The 21,371-nt window shown below is 71.5% G+C and carries 20 protein-coding genes, 1 tRNA gene and 1 pseudogene; 3 read left to right on the forward strand and 19 right to left on the reverse strand.

Annotation, left to right across the window (positions count from 1 at the left end):
* The 3 genes from ACPOLA_RS16735 to leuS all read right to left on the reverse strand — a co-directional run.
* Nucleotides 1–335: hypothetical protein (locus ACPOLA_RS16735; RefSeq protein WP_435771640.1), on the reverse strand; the 335-nt coding region annotated here is incomplete at its 3' end.
* Between the two features lie 129 nt (nucleotides 336–464).
* Entirely contained in the window at nucleotides 465–1,322 is an 858-nt protein-coding gene (locus tag ACPOLA_RS16740; RefSeq protein ID WP_435771641.1) for a DegV family protein, read from the reverse strand.
* 7 nt (nucleotides 1,323–1,329) lie between these two features.
* Nucleotides 1,330–3,816 (reverse strand): leucine--tRNA ligase, encoded by a 2,487-nt coding sequence (leuS, locus tag ACPOLA_RS16745; RefSeq protein WP_435771642.1) that lies wholly within the window; start codon nucleotides 3,814–3,816, stop codon nucleotides 1,330–1,332.
* 177 nt (nucleotides 3,817–3,993) lie between these two features.
* Here leuS and ACPOLA_RS16750 point away from each other — a divergent pair, with 177 nt between their 5' ends.
* Nucleotides 3,994–4,764, forward strand: coding sequence for an SDR family NAD(P)-dependent oxidoreductase (locus tag ACPOLA_RS16750; protein ID WP_435771643.1), 771 nt, complete (start codon nucleotides 3,994–3,996; stop codon nucleotides 4,762–4,764).
* Nucleotides 4,765–4,770: 6 nt separating this feature from the next.
* Here ACPOLA_RS16750 and ACPOLA_RS16755 read toward each other — a convergent pair whose 3' ends face one another.
* Nucleotides 4,771–6,852 (reverse strand): PhoX family protein, encoded by a 2,082-nt coding sequence (locus ACPOLA_RS16755; protein WP_435771644.1) that lies wholly within the window; start codon nucleotides 6,850–6,852, stop codon nucleotides 4,771–4,773.
* A gap of 135 nt (nucleotides 6,853–6,987) precedes the next feature.
* On the opposite strand from ACPOLA_RS16755, the gene chrA reads away from it, so the two are divergent.
* Nucleotides 6,988–8,139 carry a chromate efflux transporter gene (gene chrA / locus ACPOLA_RS16760; RefSeq protein WP_435771645.1) on the forward strand — a complete coding sequence of 384 codons (1,152 nt, stop codon included), beginning with the start codon at nucleotides 6,988–6,990 and terminating at the stop codon, nucleotides 8,137–8,139.
* A 6-nt stretch (nucleotides 8,140–8,145) separates the two neighbouring features.
* Here the strand turns inward: chrA and ACPOLA_RS16765 are convergent.
* The 15 genes and pseudogenes from ACPOLA_RS16765 to ACPOLA_RS16835 all read right to left on the reverse strand — a co-directional run.
* A pseudogene (locus ACPOLA_RS16765) lies at nucleotides 8,146–8,457 on the reverse strand (GNAT family N-acetyltransferase); the annotation flags it as partial.
* A gap of 85 nt (nucleotides 8,458–8,542) precedes the next feature.
* A complete protein-coding gene (gene katG / locus ACPOLA_RS16770) occupies nucleotides 8,543–10,843 on the reverse strand; it encodes a catalase/peroxidase HPI (RefSeq protein WP_435771646.1) in 2,301 nt (766 codons plus the stop codon).
* A 27-nt stretch (nucleotides 10,844–10,870) separates the two neighbouring features.
* Nucleotides 10,871–11,272: a Fur family transcriptional regulator gene (locus ACPOLA_RS16775; protein WP_435771675.1), complete on the reverse strand. Its 402-nt coding sequence runs from the start codon at nucleotides 11,270–11,272 to the stop codon at nucleotides 10,871–10,873.
* Between the two features lie 129 nt (nucleotides 11,273–11,401).
* A tRNA-Ala gene (locus ACPOLA_RS16780) sits at nucleotides 11,402–11,474 on the reverse strand.
* 82 nt (nucleotides 11,475–11,556) lie between these two features.
* Nucleotides 11,557–12,183, reverse strand: coding sequence for a histidine phosphatase family protein (locus tag ACPOLA_RS16785; protein WP_435771647.1), 627 nt, complete (start codon nucleotides 12,181–12,183; stop codon nucleotides 11,557–11,559).
* Nucleotides 12,176–12,562, reverse strand: coding sequence for a ribosome silencing factor (gene rsfS, locus ACPOLA_RS16790; RefSeq protein WP_435771648.1), 387 nt, complete (start codon nucleotides 12,560–12,562; stop codon nucleotides 12,176–12,178). The genes ACPOLA_RS16785 and rsfS overlap by 8 nt, the downstream gene beginning before the upstream one ends.
* 11 nt (nucleotides 12,563–12,573) lie before the next feature.
* Complete coding sequence (nadD, locus tag ACPOLA_RS16795) at nucleotides 12,574–13,203, reverse strand: nicotinate-nucleotide adenylyltransferase (RefSeq protein WP_435771649.1); 630 nt, start codon at nucleotides 13,201–13,203, stop codon at nucleotides 12,574–12,576.
* A 7-nt stretch (nucleotides 13,204–13,210) separates the two neighbouring features.
* Nucleotides 13,211–13,375, reverse strand: coding sequence for a hypothetical protein (locus ACPOLA_RS16800; RefSeq protein WP_435771650.1), 165 nt, complete (start codon nucleotides 13,373–13,375; stop codon nucleotides 13,211–13,213).
* An 85-nt stretch (nucleotides 13,376–13,460) separates the two neighbouring features.
* Nucleotides 13,461–13,922 carry a hypothetical protein gene (locus tag ACPOLA_RS16805; RefSeq protein ID WP_435771651.1) on the reverse strand — a complete coding sequence of 154 codons (462 nt, stop codon included), beginning with the start codon at nucleotides 13,920–13,922 and terminating at the stop codon, nucleotides 13,461–13,463.
* Nucleotides 13,919–14,593: a CDP-alcohol phosphatidyltransferase family protein gene (locus tag ACPOLA_RS16810; RefSeq protein ID WP_435771652.1), complete on the reverse strand. Its 675-nt coding sequence runs from the start codon at nucleotides 14,591–14,593 to the stop codon at nucleotides 13,919–13,921. Before ACPOLA_RS16810 ends, ACPOLA_RS16805 begins: the two co-directional genes overlap by 4 nt.
* 45 nt (nucleotides 14,594–14,638) lie before the next feature.
* Nucleotides 14,639–15,889 (reverse strand): glutamate-5-semialdehyde dehydrogenase, encoded by a 1,251-nt coding sequence (locus tag ACPOLA_RS16815; RefSeq protein WP_435771653.1) that lies wholly within the window; start codon nucleotides 15,887–15,889, stop codon nucleotides 14,639–14,641.
* Between the two features lie 79 nt (nucleotides 15,890–15,968).
* On the reverse strand, nucleotides 15,969–16,931 hold the full coding sequence (locus ACPOLA_RS16820; RefSeq protein ID WP_435771654.1) for an electron transfer flavoprotein subunit alpha/FixB family protein: 963 nt from the start codon (nucleotides 16,929–16,931) through the stop codon (nucleotides 15,969–15,971).
* A gap of 28 nt (nucleotides 16,932–16,959) precedes the next feature.
* Nucleotides 16,960–17,733: an electron transfer flavoprotein subunit beta/FixA family protein gene (locus ACPOLA_RS16825; protein WP_435771655.1), complete on the reverse strand. Its 774-nt coding sequence runs from the start codon at nucleotides 17,731–17,733 to the stop codon at nucleotides 16,960–16,962.
* Between the two features lie 202 nt (nucleotides 17,734–17,935).
* Complete coding sequence (locus ACPOLA_RS16830) at nucleotides 17,936–18,283, reverse strand: hypothetical protein (protein WP_435771656.1); 348 nt, start codon at nucleotides 18,281–18,283, stop codon at nucleotides 17,936–17,938.
* Nucleotides 18,284–18,288: 5 nt separating this feature from the next.
* Complete coding sequence (locus ACPOLA_RS16835; RefSeq protein ID WP_435771657.1) at nucleotides 18,289–19,071, reverse strand: enoyl-CoA hydratase/isomerase family protein; 783 nt, start codon at nucleotides 19,069–19,071, stop codon at nucleotides 18,289–18,291.
* Between the two features lie 102 nt (nucleotides 19,072–19,173).
* On the opposite strand from ACPOLA_RS16835, the gene glgX reads away from it, so the two are divergent.
* A complete protein-coding gene (glgX, locus tag ACPOLA_RS16840) occupies nucleotides 19,174–21,354 on the forward strand; it encodes a glycogen debranching protein GlgX (RefSeq protein ID WP_435771658.1) in 2,181 nt (726 codons plus the stop codon).
* The last annotated feature ends 17 nt before the right edge of the window (nucleotides 21,355–21,371 follow it).

Genomic DNA, 21,371 nt, shown 5'->3' on the forward strand with positions numbered 1-21,371 from the left:
GCCCGGCGCCAGAGCGGACGCAGCCCCGTCCGCCGCCGCGCCGCGTGGCGCCCCGGACGCGGCACCGCCGGCGGCTCGGCGCCCTCCTGGGCTCCGACCGACTCCACCGGCCGGGCCGGCTGGGTCGACTGGTCCGACTGGACCGGCTGGTCCGGCTGGGCCACGACCCGGGTGTGGTCGGCCCACCACGCCGGCTCCGTGTCCGGGGCGGCGGTGGCAGCGGACCCCTCGGCGACGCTCGGCGCGCCGAGGTCGGCCGCGATCAACGCGAGCCGTCGTGCGGCGGCGTCGTCACGCGTCGGCTCGGACCGCGGGCCTGCTCGTCGGGCGTGCATGGCGGCACGCTAGGCAGGAGCCGTCGCCTCTCGCCCCACCCGCTCCACCGCCCTGTGGACAGCGGTCGCCGCACGCCGCGCTGTGGAGAGCAGGCGGCGCCCAGCGCTGCTTCGGACGCCTCAGGCGCCTCAGGGCAGCGGCGCCACGCAGATGGCGAGCATCCCCGGCCCGACGTGCGCCCCCAGCACGGCGCCCAGCTCGACCAGCCGCACCTCGCGCCCGGAGAGCCGGTCGGCCAGCTGCTCGGTGACCCGCTCCGTCAGTGCCTCGGCGCGCTCGGCGGCGTCGAGGTGGGCGACGGTCACCTCCACCTGCCGGTCGCCCGCCGCCTCCGCGGCGAGCGCCTCCAGCCGCGCGATCGCCTTCGCTGAGGTGCGGACCTTCTCCCGGGGCGCCACCACGCCGTCGACGATGCCGAGCAGCGGCTTGACCGCCAGCGCTCCGGCGAGGAGCGCGGCCGCGGCGCCGATCCGGCCACCACGGCGCAGGTACTCCAGGGAGTCGACGTAGAACAGCGAGGTCGCCGCGGCAGCGCGGGCCCGCGCCGCCTCGGCCGCCTCCTCCGCGCCGCCCCCCGCCGCCACCACCGCGGCGGCGGACTCCACGGCGTAGCCGGTGGCCACTCCCACCTGCCGGGTGTCCACGCAGGTCACCGGGATCGGAGCGGTCCGCGAGGCGACCAGCGCCGACTCGAAGGTGCCGCTCACCTCCGCGGAGAGATGGACCGAGACGACGGCGCTGGCGCCCTCGTCGGCGAGCCGCTGGTAGAGCTCTGAGAAGACCGCGGGAGCAGGTCGCGACGTGCTCACCGCGTGCTTCTCGCGCAGGGCCGCCGCGACCCGCTGCGGCGTGGCCTCCGCGGACCCCTCGTCGTAGGCGACGTCGTCGATGACGACCTGCAGGGGCACCACGCACACACCGTGCTCCTTCTCCGCGTCGGGGAGGAGGTGCGCGGTGGAGTCGGTGACGAGCGCGACGTTGCCCACGCTCAGATCAGACCACGATGTTGACGAGCTTGGGAGCCCGCACGATCACCTTGCGGACGGGACGGCCGTCGATGGCCTTCGCGACGGTGGGGTCGGCCAGCGCCGCGGCCTCGAGGTCGGCGTCGCTCACCTGTGGAGACACCTCCAGCCGTGCCCGCACCTTGCCCTGCACCTGGACCACGGCCGTGACCGTGTCCTCGACCAGCAGAGCCGGGTCCACCGCGGGCCAGCCGACCTGGGCGACGGACGGCTGGTGGCCCAGCCGCTCCCACATCTCCTCGGCCGTGTAGGGCGCGACCAGGGACAGCAGGATCGCCACCGCCTCGACCGCCTCACGCACCGCGGGGTCGGCCGGACCGCAGCCGGAGTCGATCGCCTTCCGGGTCGCGTTGACCAGCTCCATCACCCGGGCGACCACGACGTTGAAGCGGTAGGACTCCAGCAGCTGCTCTGCGTCGGCGATGGTCCGCGCCGTGACCCGGCGCAGCGCAGGGTCGCCGCCGGCGACGTCGGCCCCGGGCTCGGAGGTGACGTCGCCGGACAGCCGCCAGGCGCGTTGCAGGAACCGCAGCGAGCCGCTGGGCGACACGTCGGCCCAGTCGATGTTGTCCTCCGGCGGGCTCGCGAAGACCAGCGTCAGCCGGACCGCGTCGACGCCGTACTCCGCGAGCTGGTCCCCCAGGCTGACGCCGTTGCCCAGCGACTTGCTCATCTTGCGGCCGTTGTTGATCACCTTCCCCTGGCTGAGGTACGCCGAGAACGGCTCGTCCCAGCCCAGCAGACCCATGTCGCGCAGCGCCTTGGTGAAGAACCGCGCGTAGAGCAGGTGCAGCACGGCGTGCTCGTCACCGCCGATGTACAGGTCGACCGGTCCCCAGGCCTCGGCCAGCCCGGGGTCGAACGCCCGGCGGTCGTCGTGCGGCGACAGGTAGCGGAAGAAGTACCACGACGAGTCGACGAAGGTGTCCATCGTGTCGGTGTCGCGGCGCGCCTCGCCACCACACGTCGGGCAGGCCACCGTCACCCACTCGGTCGCCGCGCCGAGCGGCGAGGTGCCCTTGGGCTTCAGGTCGGCGCCGCGCAGGTCCGGCAGCTCGACCGGCAGCTGGTCCTCCGGCACCGGGACCTCGCCGCAGGCCGGGCAGTGGATGATCGGGATCGGCGCGCCCCAGTACCGCTGGCGCGAGAGCAGCCAGTCGCGGAGCCGGAAGTTGACCGTCCGGGTGCCCAGTCCCTTGGCCTCCAGCCAGTCGATGATCGTCCGCTTCGCGTCCTCGACGTCGAGACCCTCGACGGAGACCTCGTCGTTGGCCGAGTTGATCGCCGGGCCGGCGCCCGTGTAGGCCAAGCCGTCGAAGTCCTCCGGCGGTTGCACCGTGCGCACGATCGGCAGGCCGTGGACCTCGGCGAAGTCCCAGTCGCGCTGGTCCTGCCCGGGCACGGCCATGATGGCGCCGGTGCCGTAGTCGGCCAGCACGTAGTCCGACGCCCACACCGGGATCGGCTGACCGGTCACCGGGTTGAGGGCATGGACGCCCAGGAACACCCCGGTCTTGGGGCGGTCGGTCGCCAGCCGGTCGATGTCGGTCGCCTTGCGCACCTCGGCCAGGTAGGCGTCGTACGCCTCGCGCTGCTCGGGCGCGCAGAGCTCGGCCGCGAGCTTCGCGTCGGCGGCGACCACCATGAAGGTCGCGCCGAACAGGGTGTCGGGGCGCGTGGTGAAGACGGTGATCGGGTCGTGGCCCTCCACCGGAAACGTGACGTGGGCGCCCTCGGACCGGCCGATCCAGTTGCGCTGAGCGTTGACGACCTTGCCGATCCAGGTGGCCTGCAGGTCGTCCAGGGAGTCGTGGAGCTCCTGGGCGTAGGCAGTGGTCCGGAAGTACCACTGCGTGAGCTCCTTCTTGGTGACCTCCGCCCCGCACCGCTCGCAGGTGCCGTCGGCCAGCACCTGCTCGTTGGCCAGCACGGTCTGGTCGTTGGGGCACCAGTTGACCGGGCTGTTCTTGCGGTAGGCCAGCCCCTGCTCGCGCAGCTTCAGGAACAGCCACTGGGTCCACCGGTAGTACTCCGGGTCGGAGGTGTGCAGGCGGCGCGACCAGTCGAAGCTGACCCCGTAGCGGCGCATCGAGGAGTACTGCGTCTCGATGTTGGCGTAGGTGTACGTCGCCGGGTGCTCGTCGTTGCGGATGGCGGCGTTTTCAGCCGGCAGCCCGAAGGAGTCCCAGCCCATCGGGTTGAGCACCTCGTAGCCGCGCAGCCGCCAGTAGCGGGCGATCACGTCGTGGATCGCGAACACCTCGGCGTGGCCCATGTGCAGGTCGCCGCTCGGATAGGGGAACATCGTGAGCGCGTAGCGCTTCTCGCGCTCACCCGAGACCACGGCGGCGTCGTCGGCGCGGAACGGGTCCAGCCGCTCCCACACGGGCAGCCACTTCTCCTCCACGGCGTGCACGTCGTAGTGGACGTCCTGGTTGACGCCGGTCTCGCTCATCTGGGGCTCCCTCGTCTCTTCCCTGCTCATGACACAGAAAAGCCCCTCGGGCATCGAGGGGCGGCCGCGTCGACTCTTCGTCGCTGGTCGACGCGGCTAGGCAAGGAGCAGGCTCATCCGCACCCGGCCATGGTACCGCGCGACGCCGGGCCGCGGCGACCGCACTAGGGTGCCCGCATGACCGTCACCGATCTGTCCTCGATGTTCCGTCTCGACGGCAAGGTCGCCGTCGTCACCGGCGCCAGCTCGGGCCTCGGCGTGGAGTTCGCCCGCACGCTCGCCGAGGCGGGCGCCGACGTCGCCCTCGGGGCCCGGCGCGTGGAGCGTCTCGCGGACACGGCTCGTCTCGTCGAGGACGCCGGACGCCGGGCCGTCTCCGTGGCGACCGACGTGGCCGACCCGGCGTCGTGCCAGGCCCTCGTCGACGCCGCCGTCGCCGAGCTGGGCAGGGTCGACATCCTCGTCAACAACGCCGGCGTCGGCACCGCGGTACCGGCGACGCGGGAGACGCCGGAGCAGTTCCGCCAGGTGATCGACGTCAACCTCAACGGCTGCTACTGGATGGCCCAGGCGTGCGGCCGGGTGATGCAGCCGGGCTCGAGCATCATCAACATCTCCTCGGTGCTCGGCATCACCACCGCCGGGCTCCCGCAGGCCGCGTACGCCGCCTCGAAGGCCGGCCTGATCGGGATGACCCGCGACCTCGCCCAGCAGTGGACCGCCCGGAAGGGCATCCGGGTGAACGCCATCGCGCCGGGCTTCTTCGAGTCCGAGATGACCGAGCAGTACCCGCCCGGCTACCTGGAGCAGCAGCAGATGCGAATTCCCGCGGGCCGCAAGGGCGACCCGCGGGAGCTCGCGGCGACCGTGGTCTTCCTCGCCTCCGACGCGGCCGGCTACATCACCGGCCAGACGCTGCCGGTCGACGGGGGCATGACCATCACCTGACCCGCGTCACCGGGACCGGTAGGCCACGACCACCGAGGGCCGCGGGAAGTCGTCGGAGTGCGGCCAGGTGCTGGCCGGCGACGCGAAAGTCGAACCGTCGACCTCGCCGGGGTGCTGGACGGCGACGAACAGCGAGCGGTCGCCGTCGACGAGCAGCGGCCCGCAGGCCTCCGCGCCCTTCGGGACCGTGCAGAACTGCTGGACCTGACCGCGGTTCGGGCCGGCGACCGGCACCCGGAAGACGCCGTCGTTGCCGCCGAGCGCGTTGCCGTCGGTCGAGACCCACAGGTTGCCTGCGGTGTCGAAGGCCACGTTGTCGGGGCAGCTGATCGGGCTGACCTTCGACTTGTCGAACCCGCCGAACCACGTCTCCGGGGCCTCGGGGTCGCCGCACACGAGGAACAGGTCCCAGGTGAAGGTGCGCCACTCGTGGCGGCCGTTGCGCGGCGTGATCTCGAGGACGTAGCCGTTGCGGTTGCCGGACGCGTCGGTCAGCGGGGCGCCGGGGCTGGCCTTGACCTTCGACGTCGACAGCGGGTTGGCCTCGTCGACCGGCATCGTCTCGCGGCCGCGGTTGGAGTTGTTGGTCAGGGCGGCGTACACCTTGCCGTTGACCGGGTTCACCTCGACGTCCTCGGGGCGGTCCATCTTGGTCGGTGCCACCTTGTCGGCCGCCAGCCGCGTGAAGAGCAGCACGTCCGCGACCGACATGCCCTCGACGAAGGACTCCTTGTCCGAGCACAGCGGGATCCAGGTGCCGGTGCCGTCGAACCGCCCGTCCTCGGTGCCGTCGCCGGTCAGCTTCGCGACGTAGAGGGTGCCCTTCGTCAGCAGCCTCATGTTGCGCCGGCGGGCGCGGGCGCCCTTCGACCGGTCGACCTTGTCCTCCGAGACGAACTTGTAGAGGTAGTCGCCCCGCTCGTCGTCACCCATGTAGGCGACGGCCTGGCCGCTGCGGGCGATGGTGACGTTGGCGCCCTCGTGCTTGAAGCGTCCCAACATCGTGTGCTTCACCGGGGTCGACGTGGGGTCGTAGGGGTCGACCTCGACGACCCAGCCGAAGCGGTGCGGCTCGTGCGGCTCCTTCGAGAGGTCGAACCGCGGGTCGACGCTGCTCCACCCGCGGCCGCTGCCCGAGATCCCGTAGCGCCGGTACTCGGCGGTGTAGCGGGGGTCGAGACCCTCACCGGCGTCGAAGTACTGGTTGAAGTTCTCCTCGCCGGAGAGGACCGTGCCCCACGGCGTGGTTCCGCCGGCGCAGTTGTTGAGGGTGCCCAGCACGGTCCGGCCGGTCGGGTCCGCCGAGGTCTTCAGGCGGTCGTCGCCGGCGGCGGGGCCGGTCAGCCGGAACGCGGTGCGGATGTGGATGCGGCGGTTCTGTGGGCTGTGCTTGAGGTAGGTGCGCCACCACGAGCCGGGGACGGCGCCGCGCTTCACGGTGACCACCGACATGCCGTGGTTCGTCATCGCGATCCGCTTGATCTCGTCGTCGGTGTAGACGCCCTCGGGGAACATCAGGTTCTCGTCGGTGTACTCGTGGTTGACGACCATCAGCGCGGTGTTGCGGGACCGGGGCAGGACGCCGACGTAGTCGCAGTTGTAGCCGAACTGCTTCTCGGCCGCCTCGACGCTCTGCCGGTAGGGGTCGAACTCGGGCGCGCCCTTCACGACCGGGTCACCCCAGCGCATCACCACGTTGTGCGCGAAGCCCCTCGCCGTCGTGAACGAGTCGCGCCGGTTGGGCGCGACCGGCCTGAAGGCGAGAGTGGCGAGCGGGCCGCCGCGTCCCGCCGCCCCTGCCGCGGCCGCCGGGCCGGCGGTCGCAGCGGCGGCCAGGCCCTGGTGGCTGACCACGCCGCCGACCAGGAGCGCCCCGGCACCGACCGCGCCGCCGCGCAGCACGCTGCGGCGGGCGACGGCCTTGGTGATCTCGTCGCGGATGTGCGGGTGCGTCGTCGGGTTCGGCTCGGGCTTGTCACAGGCGTTGCCGCAGCGGAAGAAGCAGGTCAGGTGGGAGCGGGAGCCGTGCCGGTTGCCCTGGGGCGTGAGGGGCAGCAGGGGGCGGGTCTCGGGTCGCACAGAAGTCATGCGCGAAGCCGACCACCCGCCGATGAACCCCGCCCCCCACAGAGGTGGCCTGCCGGTGAAGCACGGTCGACCCGTCGCTACGGCGGCACGGTGGCGACGTCTCCGGCCGGGCGGACCGGCATCATGACCGACATCATGACTGACAGGGACCCGGTGTCACGCGGCTCGGTGCGGGAGGTCGCCGGTGTTTTCCTCCGGCTCGGGACGATCGCCTTCGGGGGGCCGGCCGCGCACATCGCGATGATGCGCGAGGAGCTCGTCCGCAGGCGGCGGTGGGTCACCGACGAGCGCTTCGCCGACCTGATGGGTGCCACCAACCTCATCCCCGGGCCGAACTCGACCGAGCTGGCCATCCACCTCGGGCACGACCGGGCCCGATGGCGCGGTCTCGTCGTGGCCGGGGCCTGCTTCATCCTGCCTGCCGCAGTGATGGTGACGGCGCTGGCGTGGGCCTACGTGGAGCACGGCGAGACGCCGGCCTTCGAGGGGGCCCTCTACGGCATCGTGCCCGCGGTCGTCGCGATCATCGCCTGGGCGCTGGTCGGTCTCGGGCGAACCGTGCTCAAGTCACCGTGGCTGGTGCTGCTGGCGGTGGCCGCGCTGGCGTCGTACCTGGTCGGGGTGCCGGAGTTGGCGGTGCTCTTCGGGGGCGCGGCCCTGGCGGCGGTCGCGCACGCCGCCCGCCGCCTCGCCGGCCATCGGCACCAGCTGCTCGGCGTCCCCCTGCTGGCCGGCACACCGGTGTTCAGTGATCCCACAGGCGGTCAGCTGGCCCAGCTGTTCCTCACCATGCTCAAGATCGGCGCGGTGCTCTACGGCAGCGGCTACGTGCTGCTCGCCTTCCTCGAGGGCGACTTCGTCGAGCGTCTCGGGTGGATCACTCGCGAGCAGCTGCTCGACGCGGTCTCGATCGGCCAGGTCACCCCCGGGCCGCTCTTCACCACGGCGACGTTCGTGGGCTACCTGGTGGCCGGCGTGCCGGGAGCACTGCTCGCGACGGTCGCCATCTTCCTGCCGTCCTTCGTCTTCGTCGGGCTGATCACCCGGCTCGCCGGCTGGCTCCGCTCTCGGGCGTGGACCTCCGCCCTGCTCGACGGCGTCAACACCACCGCGCTCGCCCTGATGGCGGGGGTCTCCTGGGAGCTGGCCCGCGAGGCGCTGGTGGATCCGCTGACCGTCGCCATCGCGCTCGTCACGCTGGCGCTGCTGTGGCGGACCCGGCTCAACAGCGCGTGGTACGTCGCGGGTGGCGCCGTGGTCGGCCTGGCCAGCGCCTGGCTCGGGTAGCCGCTGCTACGGACGGTCGGTGATGTCCTCGAACTCGGGATGCCGGCTGATCCACTTGCCGACGTAGGGGCAGTGCGGGATGACGCGCTTGCCCTGACCGCGCACGTCCTCGAGCGCGAACCGGACGACGCCTCCCGCGAGGCCGCGGCCGCCGTACTCGTCGTCGACCTCGGTGTGCACGAAGTCGACGTGGACGTCGTCGGGCAGCCGGTACTCCGCGAACCCCACGAGCACGTCGTCGTCGCGGATCTCGTAGCGGCTGAGGTCGGGCGCGTGGACGTACTCGATGCCGCTGTCGTCGGGAGCATCCGTCATGGCGCCATCCTGCCAGCCCGGTGGCTGGGCCGGAACGGCACGGAGGCCGCCCCCGAGGGGACGGCCTCCGCAGGTGGTGCTGGAGAGGTCAGCGCAGGTCGAACCGGTCCAGCTCCATGACCTTGGTCCAGGCCGCGACGAAGTCGTGCACGAACTTCTCCTTGGCGTCGTCGCTGGCGTAGACCTCCGAGAGCGCCCGCAGCTGCGAGTTGGACCCGAAGATGAGGTCGACCGCAGTGGCCGTCCACCTCACCTCGCCCGACGCGGCATCGCGGATCTCGTAGACGTTCTCCTCGCCCTCCGACGCCTTCCACGTCGTGCCCGGCGACAGCAGGTTGACGAAGAAGTCGTTGGTGAGGACCTCGGTCCGGTCGGTCAGCACGCCGTGCCTGCTCTGCGCGTAGTTGCCACCGAGGGCGCGCATGCCGCCGACGAGCACCGTCATCTCCGGGGCCGACAGGTCGAGCATGTAGGCGCGGTCGACCAGGAGCGTCTCCGGCTGCACCTTGTCGCCGGGGCGCAGGTAGTTGCGGAAGCCGTCGGCGCGGGGCTCGAGGTACTTCACCGAGCTGACCTCGGTCTGCTCCTGGGTCGCGTCGGTGCGGCCGGGGCGAAACGGCACGGTGACCTCGACGCCGGCGTCGCGCGCCGCCTTCTCGACGGCGGCGCAGCCGCCGAGCACGATCAGGTCCGCCAGCGACACCTTCTTGCCACCGGTCTGCGCGGCGTTGAACTCCTCCTGCACACGCTCGATGGCCTCCAGCGCGGCGGCGAGCTGCTCGGGCTGGTTGACCTCCCAGCTGCGCTGCGGCTCGAGCCGGATGCGGGCACCGTTCGCGCCACCGCGCTTGTCGGTCTTGCGGAAGCTGGCGGCCGACGCCCAGGCGGTGCTGACCAGCTGGGAGACCGAGAGCCCGCAGTCGAGGAGCTTGCCCTTCAGCGCCGCGACGTCCTGCTCGTCGACCAGCTCGTGGTCGACCGCCGGCACCGGGTCCTGCCAGATCTGCGGCTCGGGCACCCAGGGGCCGAGCATGTGCGGACCCACCGGACCCATGTCGCGGTGCAGCAGCTTGTACCAGGCCTTGGCGAAGGCCTCCGCGAACTGCTCGGGGTGCTCCAGGAACCGGCGGGAGATCTTCTCGTACTCCGGGTCGAAGCGCAGCGCGAGGTCGGAGGTCAGCATCCGCGGCTCGCGGCGCGGGTCGCCCTCGTGGGCCCCGGGCACCATGTCGCTGCCCGCGCCGTTCTTCGGGCGCCACTGGTGCGCCCCGGCCGGGGACTCCATCAGCTCCCAGTCGTAGGCGAACAGGATGTGGAAGAACTCGTTGTCCCAGCGGGTGGGGTGGTAGGTCCAGGTCACCTCCAGCCCGGAGGTGATCGTGTCGCCGCCCTTGCCGGTGCCGTGGCTGCTCTTCCAGCCCAGGCCCTGCTCCTCCAGCGGGGCGGCCTCCGGCTCGGGACCGACGAGGTCGGCGTTGCCGGCCCCGTGGGTCTTGCCGAAGGTGTGACCACCGGCGATGAGCGCGACGGTCTCCTCGTCGTTCATCGCCATCCGTGCGAACGTCTCGCGGATGTCACGCGCCGAGGCGAGCGGGTCCGGGTTGCCGTTGGGGCCCTCCGGGTTGACGTAGATCAGACCCATCTGCACCGCGCCGAACGGCTCGGCCAGCTGCCGGTCCTCGCCGCTGTAGCGCTCGTCGCCCAGCCAGGTGTCCTCGGGGCCCCAGAAGATCTCCTCCGGCTCCCAGATGTCCTCGCGGCCGAAGGCGAAGCCGAACGTCTTGAAGCCCATCGACTCGAGGGCGACGTTGCCGGCCAGCACGAGCAGGTCGGCCCAGGAGATCTTCTGGCCGTACTTCTGCTTCACCGGCCACAGCAGGCGGCGCGCCTTGTCGAGGTTGGCGTTGTCGGGCCAGCTGTTGAGCGGTGCGAACCGCTGGCCGCCGTCACCGGCGCCGCCGCGGCCGTCGAAGACGCGGTAGGTGCCGGCCTGGTGCCAGCTCATCCGGATCATCAGGCCGCCGTAGTGCCCGAAGTCGGCGGGCCACCAGTCCTGGGAGGTGGTCAGCACCTCGACGATGTCCTGCTTGAGCGCCTCGACGTCGAGCTTCTTGAACTCCTCGCGGTAGCTGAAGCCGGCCCCGAGCGGGTTGCCGGCGTCGCTGTGCGCGTGCAGGACCGAGAGGTCCAGCATGTTGGGCCACCAGTCCCGGTTGGACCGCGGTCGGTGGGCCTTGGGCTGCGGAGAGTCGATCGCAGGGTTCTCGCTCTCGCTGCCGTGGGAGGTCACGCCGTCGTGGGCGACCGGGCAGCCACTCTCGGCCTTGCGGTCCACCCCCTGCGGGCTCCCGTCGGCGGGGACGGGCGGGTGGTCCTGGTTCTCGGTCATCGTCAACCTTTCGGTGGGCTGTTGCGGTCAGGACTTGCTGGTCGAGCAGTCGGGGCAGGTGCCCCAGTAGAGGACCTCGGCCTCGTCGATCGCGAAGCCGTGGTTGTCGGAGGCCGTCAGGCACGGCGCGTGCCCGACGGCGCAGTCCACGTCGGCGATCCGCCCGCACGAGCGGCACACGACGTGGTGGTGGTTGTCGCCGATGCGCGTCTCGTAGCGCGCGACGGACCCGGCCGGCTTGATGCTGCGCACCAGGCCGGCACCGGTGAGGGTGTGCAGCGAGTCGTAGACGGCCTGGTGGGAGACCTCCGGGAGGTCCTCCCGCACGGCGGTGATGATCGACTCGGTGTCGGCGTGCGGATGCCGGTGCACGGCGGCCAGCACGGCCAGCCGCGGACGGGTGACCCGGAGGGCGGCCCCGCGCAGCATCTGCTCGAAGTCCGGGGTGGTGGTCACGGCCGCCAGTCTGCCACTTATCTGGAACGAGTCAAGACTGGGGTTAGCGGTTCCTGCTGGGAAATGGCGGAAGGCCGGCCCGCGGGCCGGCCTTCGATCCGGTGGAGCTGAGGGGACTCGAACCCCTGACCCTCTGCATGCCATGCAGATGCGCTACCAGCTGCGCCACAGCCCCAGATCACTGTCCCGCCCGGCGGGCGGAGCAACCTGCGGAATACTAGCCAACCGCCCCCGGCGAGGTGAAATCGGGGTGCGGCTCAGCAGGCGACCAGGTTGTAGCCGCCCAGCGCCCACTCCCCCGTGTCCGCACGCTCCTCGAGCTCGACCCGCCCGCAGTTGGCGAGAGGCCGCAGGTCGTGGGCGGTGCCCACGGGCCAGCCGAGGAAGGCCACCACGCCGAGCCGGATGGACGCGCCGTGGGAGACCGCGACCGCGGTCTCACCGGGCCCGAGCGCACGGTCCAGGTCGCGGAGGGCGGCGACGTAGCGGGTGGCGACCGCGGCGACCGGCTCCGCCCCGGGAACGGCGTCCCACGCGCCGCGGCGGAAGGCGTCGTACCCCTCGGGGGACTTGGCAGCGAGCTCCTCGTGGGTCAGTCCCTGGTAGTCGCCGAGGTGGAACTCCCGCAGCCGGGCGTCGTACGACGCCGTCAGGCCGGTCTCCTTGACGAGCTCGTCGGCGGTCTGCCGGGCGCGGACGAGGTCGCTCGAGACCAGCAGCGAGGGCCGCAGGGCCGCGATCACCGGCGCGGCGGCGCGGGCCTGCTCGATGCCGGTGTCGTCGAGCCCGACGTCGCTCTGGCCCTGGATCCGGCTGCTGGCGTTCCACTCGGTGCGGCCGTGGCGGAGCAGCACGATCCGCCGGCACTGCCGGGCGTCAGCCACCGGAGCTGTCGGGGCCGTGGACCTCGGCGGGCAGGTCGATGCTGGGGCAGTCGCGCCAGAGCCGCTCGAGGGCGTAGAACTCGCGCTCCTCGGTGTGCTGGACGTGGATGACCACGTCGCCGTAGTCGAGCAGCACCCAGCGACCGTCGCGGTGGCCCTCGCGCCGGATCGGCTTGGCGCCGGCCTCGCGCAGCTTGTCCTCCACCTCCTCGACGATCGCCCGCACCTGGCGGTCGTTGGCGCCGGAGGCGAGGAGGAAGGCGTCGGTGATGGCGAGCTGCTCGCTGACGTCGAAGGCGAGCAGGTCGGTGGCGAGCTTGTCGGAGGCGGCGAGCGCGGCGGTCCGGATCAGCTCCACGGCGTGGTCGGTGGCTGTCATGGGTCTCCAGGTCAGGAACGAGGGTCGGGTGGCACCGGGCGGTAGAGCCCGTGCTTGTTGATGTACTGCACCACGCCGTCGGGCACGAGGTACCAGATGGGCTGCCCCATCTCCTGCCGCTGGCGGCACTCCGTGGAGGAGATGGCCAGCGCCGGGACCTCGACCATGGTGACGCGGTCGTGCGGGATCTTCGACAGCGTCGCCGGGTCCATGTCGGAGCCGGGCCGGGTGCAGCCGACGAAGTGCGCGAGCTCGAAGAGCTCCGCGGCGTCCCGCCAGCTGAAGATGTCGGTCAGCGCGTCCGCGCCGGTGATGAAGTACAGCTCGGCGTCGGGACGCTCGGCGTGCAGGTCGCGCAGCGTGTCGGTGGTGTACGTCGGCCCGCCGCGGTCGATGTCGACGCGGCTGACCGTGAACCGCGGGTTGGCCGCCGTCGCGATCACCGTCATCAGGTAGCGGTGCTCGGCGGGCGAGACCCGGCGGCCGGTCTTCTGCCACGGCTCCCCGGTGGGGACGAACACGACCTCGTCGAGGTCGAACCAGCCCTGGACCTCCGAGGCGGCGACCAGGTGGCCGTGGTGGATCGGGTCGAAGGTGCCGCCCATCACCCCGAGCCGGGTGGGGGCCTCCGACCCGGGCACGGACGGCTCAGCTGTGCTCGCGGCCGCCACCGAACCAGATCAGGCCGAGCAGCATCAGCAGCAGGATCGCCAGCACGCCGCCACCGATGAGCCACGGGCTCACGGCGGGCTCACCGTGCTCCTCGGCGGCACGGACGACGGCGAGGGCGGTCAGGCTGATCTGGCTGGGCATGGCCGTATGCTACCGAACCGATCCGTCGCCGACCGACTCGGTGGCCGGGTCAGTCACCGGGTCGATGGCCGGGTGAGGGGCCCGGTCAGTGGAGCGCCAGGTCGACGCCGAGGAAGAGCAGCGTGAACCGGACGGTGCGACCCAGGAAGACCGTCGGCACGAAGGCCCACAGCGGCATCTTGAGCAGCCCGCCGACGGCCGCCATCACCAGCAGCGGCGGCACCCCCGCGGAGGCCGCCAGGAACATCACCGCGGCGGCGTACCACGGTCGCCCGCGCATCCGGCTGACCCACTTCTCGTAGCCGGCCCGCACCTTCGGCTTGGCGAGCTTCTTCTGCGCCCACGCGGAGTCGATCCCCCGGCGGGCGGCCTCGTACCAGACGATCTTGCCGACCGTGGCGCCCGCGCCCGCGGCGATGCCGAGGGAGAGCGCGGCTGCGGTCCCGCCCTCCGCGGCGCCGGCGCCGAGGATGTAGACCTCGATGGGCAGGAACGGGATCAGGGCGGACGCGATGCTGATCGCAAACGTCGTCAGCCACAGGATCATGCCGGAGTCGTCCGATCCGGGGTCGCGCCCTCCGCCGCCGGCCGCTGGGGGACGGGGAGCCCGAGCTGGAGCAGCCACCGCAGGGAGACGCACTTGAGCACCAGCAGCGCGACCGCGATGATCAGGCCCAGCCACCACCAGCCGGTGACCAGGAGCAGCACGGCGAACAGCCCGGAGTTGGCTGCCTTCCCGAGCCGCGACCAGTTCCAGAGGTAGATCCGGCGGTCGATGACGTAGAAGTAGTTGGGGCTGCGGATCGGCCACGCCAGGTAGGCCAGCGACAGGAACATGTCGACGACCATGAACTCGAAGAGGTAGACCGCCACCGGGATCGCGATCAGCTCCATCGGCTCGTCGCCGAAGAAGGGCTCGGGCTGGAGCCAGGCGAGGCCGATGTAGAACGCGCCGCAGCTGAGGCGGTCGCAGATCATGTCGATCAGCCCGCCCATCCGGGTCTCGCAGTCGAACCGGCGGGCCCACTCGCCGTCGAGGGTGTCGCCCACCCAGTAGGTCACCAGCCCGGCGACCAGCAGGGTCAGGCTGCCGTCGTAGGCGCCCCACATCGAGAGCACGAGGGTGGCCACCGTGCGCAGGAGAGTGAGGACGGTGGCCCCGGTGAAGAGCCGTTCGGCGGAGGGATCGGCGTAGATCCGCTCCGGGGGGCCTGCCATGGGCGCAACCTATCGCGGCGCGGTGGCCGTTGCGTGCACCGGTGGCTAACGGATGTGTCCGTCGCCGATCACGACGTACTTCGTCGACGTCATCTCGGGCAGACCCATCGGGCCGCGGGCGTGCAGCTTCTGGGTGCTGATGCCGATCTCGGCGCCGAAGCCGAACTCGCCGCCGTCGGTGAACCGGGTCGAGGCGTTGACCAGGACGGCGGCGGAGTCGACCTCGGCGACGAACCGGCGGGCGGCGCCCTGGTCCTCGGTCACGATCGCGTCGGAGTGCCCGCTCGACCAGCGACGGATGTGGTCCAGCGCCGTGTCGAGGTCGGGTACGACGCGAGCGGCGATGTCGAGCGAGAGGTACTCCGCGGACCAGTCGTCGTCGGTCGCGGGCACCACCCCGGCGAAGGAGCCGAACGCGGCGTCGCCGTGGATGGTGACGTCGCGCTCCTGCAGCGCCCGGACCACCCGCGGCAGGAAGGTGTCCGCGACGTCGGCGTGCACGAGCAGCGACTCCGCGGAGTTGCACACGCTCGTGCGCTGGGTCTTGGCGTTGAGGGCGATGGCGAGCGCCTTGTCGAGGTCGGCCGCGCGGTCGACGTACACGTGGCAGTTGCCGACGCCGGTCTCGATGACGGGCACCGTGGACTCCTCGACCACCGACTGGATGAGCCCCGCTCCCCCGCGCGGGATCAGCACGTCGACGTGACCGCGTGCCCGCATCAGCGCCTTGACGCTGTCGTGGGTCTCACCCGGGACCAGCTGCACGACGTCGGGGTCGAGGCCGGACGCCGAGATCGCGTCGCGGAGCACCGAGACGATCGCGGCGTTGCTGGACCGGGCCGACGACGAGCCGCGCAGCAGCACGGCGTTGCCGGACTTGAGGCAGATGCCCGCGGCGTCGGCGGTGACGTTGGGGCGGGCCTCGTAGATCATGCCGACCACGCCGAACGGCACGCGGACCTGGCGCAGCTCCAGGCCGTTGGCCAGCACGCTGCCCCGCACCACCTCGCCGACCGGGTCGGCGAGGCCCGCCACGTCGCGCAGGCCCTGGGCCATGCCCGCGAGCCGGTCGTCGGTCAGCCGGAGCCGGTCGACGATGTTGGCGGGCGTGCCGCCGCTCTCCGCGCGCGCGACGTCGTCGGCGTTGCCGGAGAGCACCTCCTCGGCACGAGCCACCAGCGCGTCGGCCATCGCGTGCAGCGCGGCGTCCTTCTCGGCCCGGGTGGCGAGGGCGAGGCTGCGGCCGGCCGCGCGGGCGCGGGCGGCGACGGCGAGGACGTCGTCAGTGATGCTCACCGGTCCAGATTAGTGCGCGAGCGCCCCGCCCGGATGACCGGACGGGGCGCTCGGACGGACTGGTGCCCGACGTGCGGGCTCAGCCCTTGCGCTTCTCGATCTCCGAGGTCACGGCCGGGAGGACCGAGTGGAGGTCCCCGACGACGCCGAAGTCGACCAGCTCGAAGATCGGCGCCTCCTCGTCCTTGTTGACGGCCACGATGGTCTTCGAGGTCTGCATGCCGGCGCGGTGCTGGATGGCGCCGGAGATGCCGTTGGCGACGTAGAGCTGCGGCGACACCGTCTTGCCGGTCTGGCCGACCTGGAAGGTGTGCGGCTTCCAGCCGGAGTCGACCGCGGCGCGGGAGGCACCCACGGCGGCGCCGAGCGCGTCGGCGAGTCCCTCCACCGCGGTGAAGTCGCCGCCGGTGCCGCGGCCGCCGGAGACCACGATCGCGGCCTCGGTGAGCTCGGGCCGGCCGGTCGACTGGCGGGGCTGCGAGGCGACGATCTGCGCGGTCTTCGCGGCGTCGGAGATCGTCGGCGCGAACTCCTCGACAGCGCCGCTGCCGGCGCCCTCCTCGGGAGCCGCCGCGTTGGGCTTCACGGTGATGATCGGCGTGCCCTTGGTGACCTTGGCGTCGACGGTGTAGTTGCCGGCGAACACCGACTGCGTCGTGACGATCTCGCCGCCGTCGGCCTTGACGTCGACGGCGTCGGTGATCACGCCGGAGGAGAGCTTGATCGCGAGCCGGGCCGCGATCTCCTTGCCGTCGGAGGTCGAGGGCACCAGGATCGCCGCGGGCGACGCCTTCTCGGCCAGCTGCTGGAGCACCTCCGCCTTCGGGGCGACGAGGTAGCCCTTGATCTCCGCGTCGTCGACGACGTAGACCTTCTCGGCGCCGTACTTCTTCACCGCCTCGGCGACGTCGGAGGACTTGTCGGCACCGCCGATGAACACGGCGGAGGGCTCGCCGATGCGCTTGGCGATGGCCAGGAGCTCGTAGGTGGGCTTGCGGACTGCACCGTCGACGTGGTCGACGAGCACCAAGACTTCGGACATGGTCTTCAGTTCCTCGTTTCCTGGCTTCTCAGATGAACTTCTTGGACGCGAGGAACTCGACCAGCGCGGTGGCGCCCGATCCGTCCTCGTCCTTGACGATCTCGCCGGCCGTCCGCGGGGGACGCTCGGTCACGGACTCCACGGCGGTCCAGGCGGCGTCGAGGCCGACGTCGCCCGGCTCCACGCCGAGGTCGGACAGCGCGAGGGTCTCCAGCGGCTTCTTCTTCGCCGCCATGATGCCCTTGAAGGACGGGTAGCGGGCCTCGCCGGACTGGTCGGTCACCGACAGGACCAGCGGCAGGGTGGCGCCGATGACCTCGGTCGCCGAGTCGCTGTCGCGCTTGATCCGGACCTGGTCGCCCTGCGTCTCGACGACCGACGCCAGCGTCACCTGCGGCAGGTTCAGCCGCTCGGCGAGCATCGCCGGGACGATGCCCATGGAGCCGTCCGTCGAGGCCATGCCGCACATCACGATCTCGGGCGTGCCGACCTTCTCGATGGCCTTGGCGAGCACCAGCGAGGTGGCGATCGCGTCGGAGCCGGCGATCGCGTCGTCCTGCACGTGGACGGCCTTGTCGGCGCCCATCTGGAGGGCCTTGCGCACGGCGGCCTCGGCCTCGGCGGGACCCACGGTGAGGGCGGTGACGGTCACCTCCTCGTCGGCCCGCTTCTCCTTGATCTGGAGCGCCTGCTCGACGGCGTACTCGTCGAGCTCGGAGAGGAGGCCGTCGACACCGACCCGGTCGACGGTGTTGTCCGCCTCGAACTTCCGGTCTGCGGTCGCGTCGGGAACGTACTTCACAAGGACGACAATGTTGGAGAGTGTCATGGTTGTGGCCGGACCGGCCCCTTCCTGTGCTTCGTGAGCCCTGCGCGGAGATCCGGCACAGGGAACAACTGTGGTCCGCTAGAGGACAGCGTTGGGCAGGTTACCGCCCGGTTTCACGCCGCGGAAACCGCACCTGCGTGGACTACCTCACACCCATGCAGCGTCGAGGCGAACGTCACGGACGGACGAGCCGCTCGAGGATCCGCCCGATGACCAGGTAGACCACGGCGGCGATGCCGTAGTTGAACAGCGCGTCCTTGACCTGGGCGTTGTCGCCGGTGAACCGCTTCACCGGGTTGTCCAGGTCGAAGAACCCGAGGTCGACCGCGTCGGCGAGCCGACGGACCAGCTCGACCAGCGTGTTGTCCTCGTTGGCCTCGAGGGCGAAGGTGAACGCGGCGACCGCGAGGATCAGCGCGAGGGTCATGCAGAGGATCCACACGGCGCGGGCCACGAGGTCTCGGATCCGCGCTCCGGTGAGCGCGCGACTCGGCGTCGTGGTCTGCGTGTCCTTGTCGGCCACTGCGATCACCGTCCTTCGAAGGTGGCCTTGCCCGGCCCGTTCTCGATGAAGGATTGCATGCCGACCGCCCGGTCGTCCGTAGCGAAGGCAGAAGCGAAGTGCTGGCGCTCGATCTGGAGCCCGGTCTCGAGGTCCGCCTCGAGTCCTCGGTCGACCGACTCCTTGACCGCGCGCAGGGCGTACGGCGCCGCCGTGGCGAACTGCGCCGCCCACCGCACGGCCTCGGCGTAGACCTCCCCCGCCGGCAGCACCCGGTCGACCAGACCGATCCGGAGCGCCTCCTCGGCCTTCACGAACCGCCCGGTGAACAGCAGGTCCTTGGCCCGGCTCGGGCCGACCAGCCGCGGCAGCCGCTGCGTGCCGCCGGCTCCCGGAATGATCCCGAGCAGCACCTCGGGCTGCCCGAGCACGGCGTTGTCGGCCGCGAACCGCACGTCGGCCGCCAGGGCGAGCTCGCAGCCGCCTCCGAGGGCATAGCCGTTGACCGCCGCGACGACCGGCTTGGGGATCCGCGCAACCGAGGTGACCGCGCCCTGCAGCGCCTCGACCCGGTCGACCATGTCGGTGTAGGACATGGTCGCCATCTCCTTGACGTCGTTGCCGGCGGCGAAGACCTTCTCACCGCCCCACACCACGACGGCGCGCACGTCCTTGCGCTCGGTCGCCTCGGCCGCCGCGAGGGTCAGCTCGTCCTGGACCTGGAGGCTGATCGCGTTCATCTTCGGCCGGTCGAGCCGGATCGTCCCCACCCCGTCGGCAACGTCCAGGCGGACGAACTCGCTGGTCATCTGATCCCTCTCGTGTGATCGACGGACGCGCGTACGGACGCATTGTGCCGCGCGGTACCCGTTCGCCAGCCGCGGAACCAGCAGTTGGGCACAATGACCAGAGTGACCCCTGTGCTCTGGCGCTCGCTCGGTGACCGCGCTCCCGTCTGGCCGGGACGGAACTGGCCGCTCGGTGCGACGTGGACGCCGGAGTCGACGAACTTCGCCGTCCACGCCCCCAACGCGACGGCCGTCTGGCTGTGCATCTTCGACGAGGAGGGCGGCGAGAAGCGCCACCAGTTCACCGAGCAGTCGCTCGGCATCTGGCACGGCGCACTGCCGGGGATCGCGCCCGGCACCCGCTACGGCTACCGCGTCGACGGCCCGTGGGACCCCGAGCACGGCATGCGCTTCAACCCGAAGAAGCTGCTGCTCGACCCCTACGCCCTCGCCGTCTCCGGAACGACCACGCCGGGCGGCGACCTGCTCGGCTACCGGGTCGACGACCCGACGAAGCCGAGCGACCGCGACTCCGCCGACGCCACCGCCCGCAGCGTCGTGGTGGCACCGCTCTTCGACTGGGAGGGCGACACACCGATGCGCCGGCGCTGGCGCGACACGGTCATCTACGAGCTGCACGTGAAGGGGTTCACCCAGCTCAACGAGCGGATCCCCGAGGACCTGCGCGGGACCTACGCCGGGCTCGCGCATCCGCGCGCCATCGACTACCTGCGCGACCTCGGGATCACGGCGGTCGAGCTGCTGCCGGTGCACCAGTACTTCTCGGAGCCGATGCTGCTCGAGCGCGGGCTCACGAACTACTGGGGCTACAACTCGCAGTGCTACTTCGCACCACACGGCGCCTACAGCGCGTCCGGCGACCGTGGCCAGCAGGTCACCGAGTTCAAGTCGATGGTCAAGGCGCTGCACCGCGCCGGCATCGAGGTGATCCTCGACGTGGTCTACAACCACACCGCGGAGGCGGGGCCGATGGGCCCCACCCTGTCGTTCCGCGGGCTGGACGACCGCGGGTTCTACCGCCGGGTGCCGCCGGCGAAGGGCAAGCCCGACGGGCCGCGCTCGCGGTACGACGACACCTACTGGGACGTCACCGGCTGCGGCAACACCGTGAACTCGGAGTCCCCGCCCGCGCTGCGGCTGATCCTCGACTCCCTGCGCTACTGGGTCACCGAGATGCACGTCGACGGGTTCCGGTTCGACCTGATGTCGGCGCTGAGCCGCACCGGCACGGAGGTCGACATGGCCTGCAAGCTGCTCACCGCGATCGGCCAGGACCCGGTGCTGCGGCACGCGAAGCTGATCGCCGAGCCGTGGGACGTGTCGATGGACGGCTACCTCGTGGGCCGGATGCCGCCGCCGTGGGTGGAGTGGAACGACCAGTTCCGCGACACGATGCGCGACTTCTGGCGGGGCCATTCCCACGGCGTGCGCACGGTCGCGACCCGGCTGGCGGGGTCCTCGGACCTGTACGCCGACGACGGCCGCTCCGCCTACAACTCGGTCAACTTCGTCACCGCCCACGACGGCTTCACCGTGCGCGACCTGGTCTCCTACGACCGCAAGCACAACCAGGCGAACGGCGAGGACAACCGCGACGGGACCGACGACAACCGGTCCTGGAACCACGGCACCGAGGGCGAGACCGACGACCCGGAGATCCGCGCGCTGCGGCGGCGGCAGGCGGCCAACCTGATGCTCACGCTCTGCCTGTCCAACGGCGTGCCGATGCTGACGGCCGGCGACGAGCGCGGCCGGACGCAGGGAGGCAACAACAACGCCTACTGCCAGGACAACGAGATCTCCTGGTTCGACTGGAGCGGCGACGACGCGTGGCTCGACGTCTACGACCTGGTCCGCAAGGCGCTCCGGCTGCGGCAGTCGCACGCGACCCTGACGCAGCGGAACTGGTTCGAGGGCCGGCCGACGATGGTCGGTGGACCGAAGGACCTCGCGTGGCTGCATCCCAGCGGCCGGGAGATGACCGAGGACGACTGGCACGACGGGTCCCTGCGGACGGTCGGCATGTTCCTGTCCGGCAAGCCGCTGCGCGAGCCGGGGCCGCGCGGCGAGCAGCTGGTCGACTCCTCGTTCCTGCTGTGGTTCCACGCCGGCGACCAGCCGGTCGACGTCCACCTGCCGGAGAACGACTGGGTGCGCCGTGGCCGGGTGGTGCTGTCCACGGACCCGGACCTCGAGACCGACTCACCGGTCGACATCGGCGGTGAGCTCAAACTCGGCCCTCGCTGCGTCGTGGTCCTGCAGGAGGTCGAGCCGCCCGCCTGAGCCGGCGGCCCGCCCGG

Origin of the sequence: Nocardioides proteolyticus (assembly GCF_051280635.3) — a bacterium.
Classification (GTDB): Bacteria; Actinomycetota; Actinomycetes; order Propionibacteriales; family Nocardioidaceae; genus Nocardioides.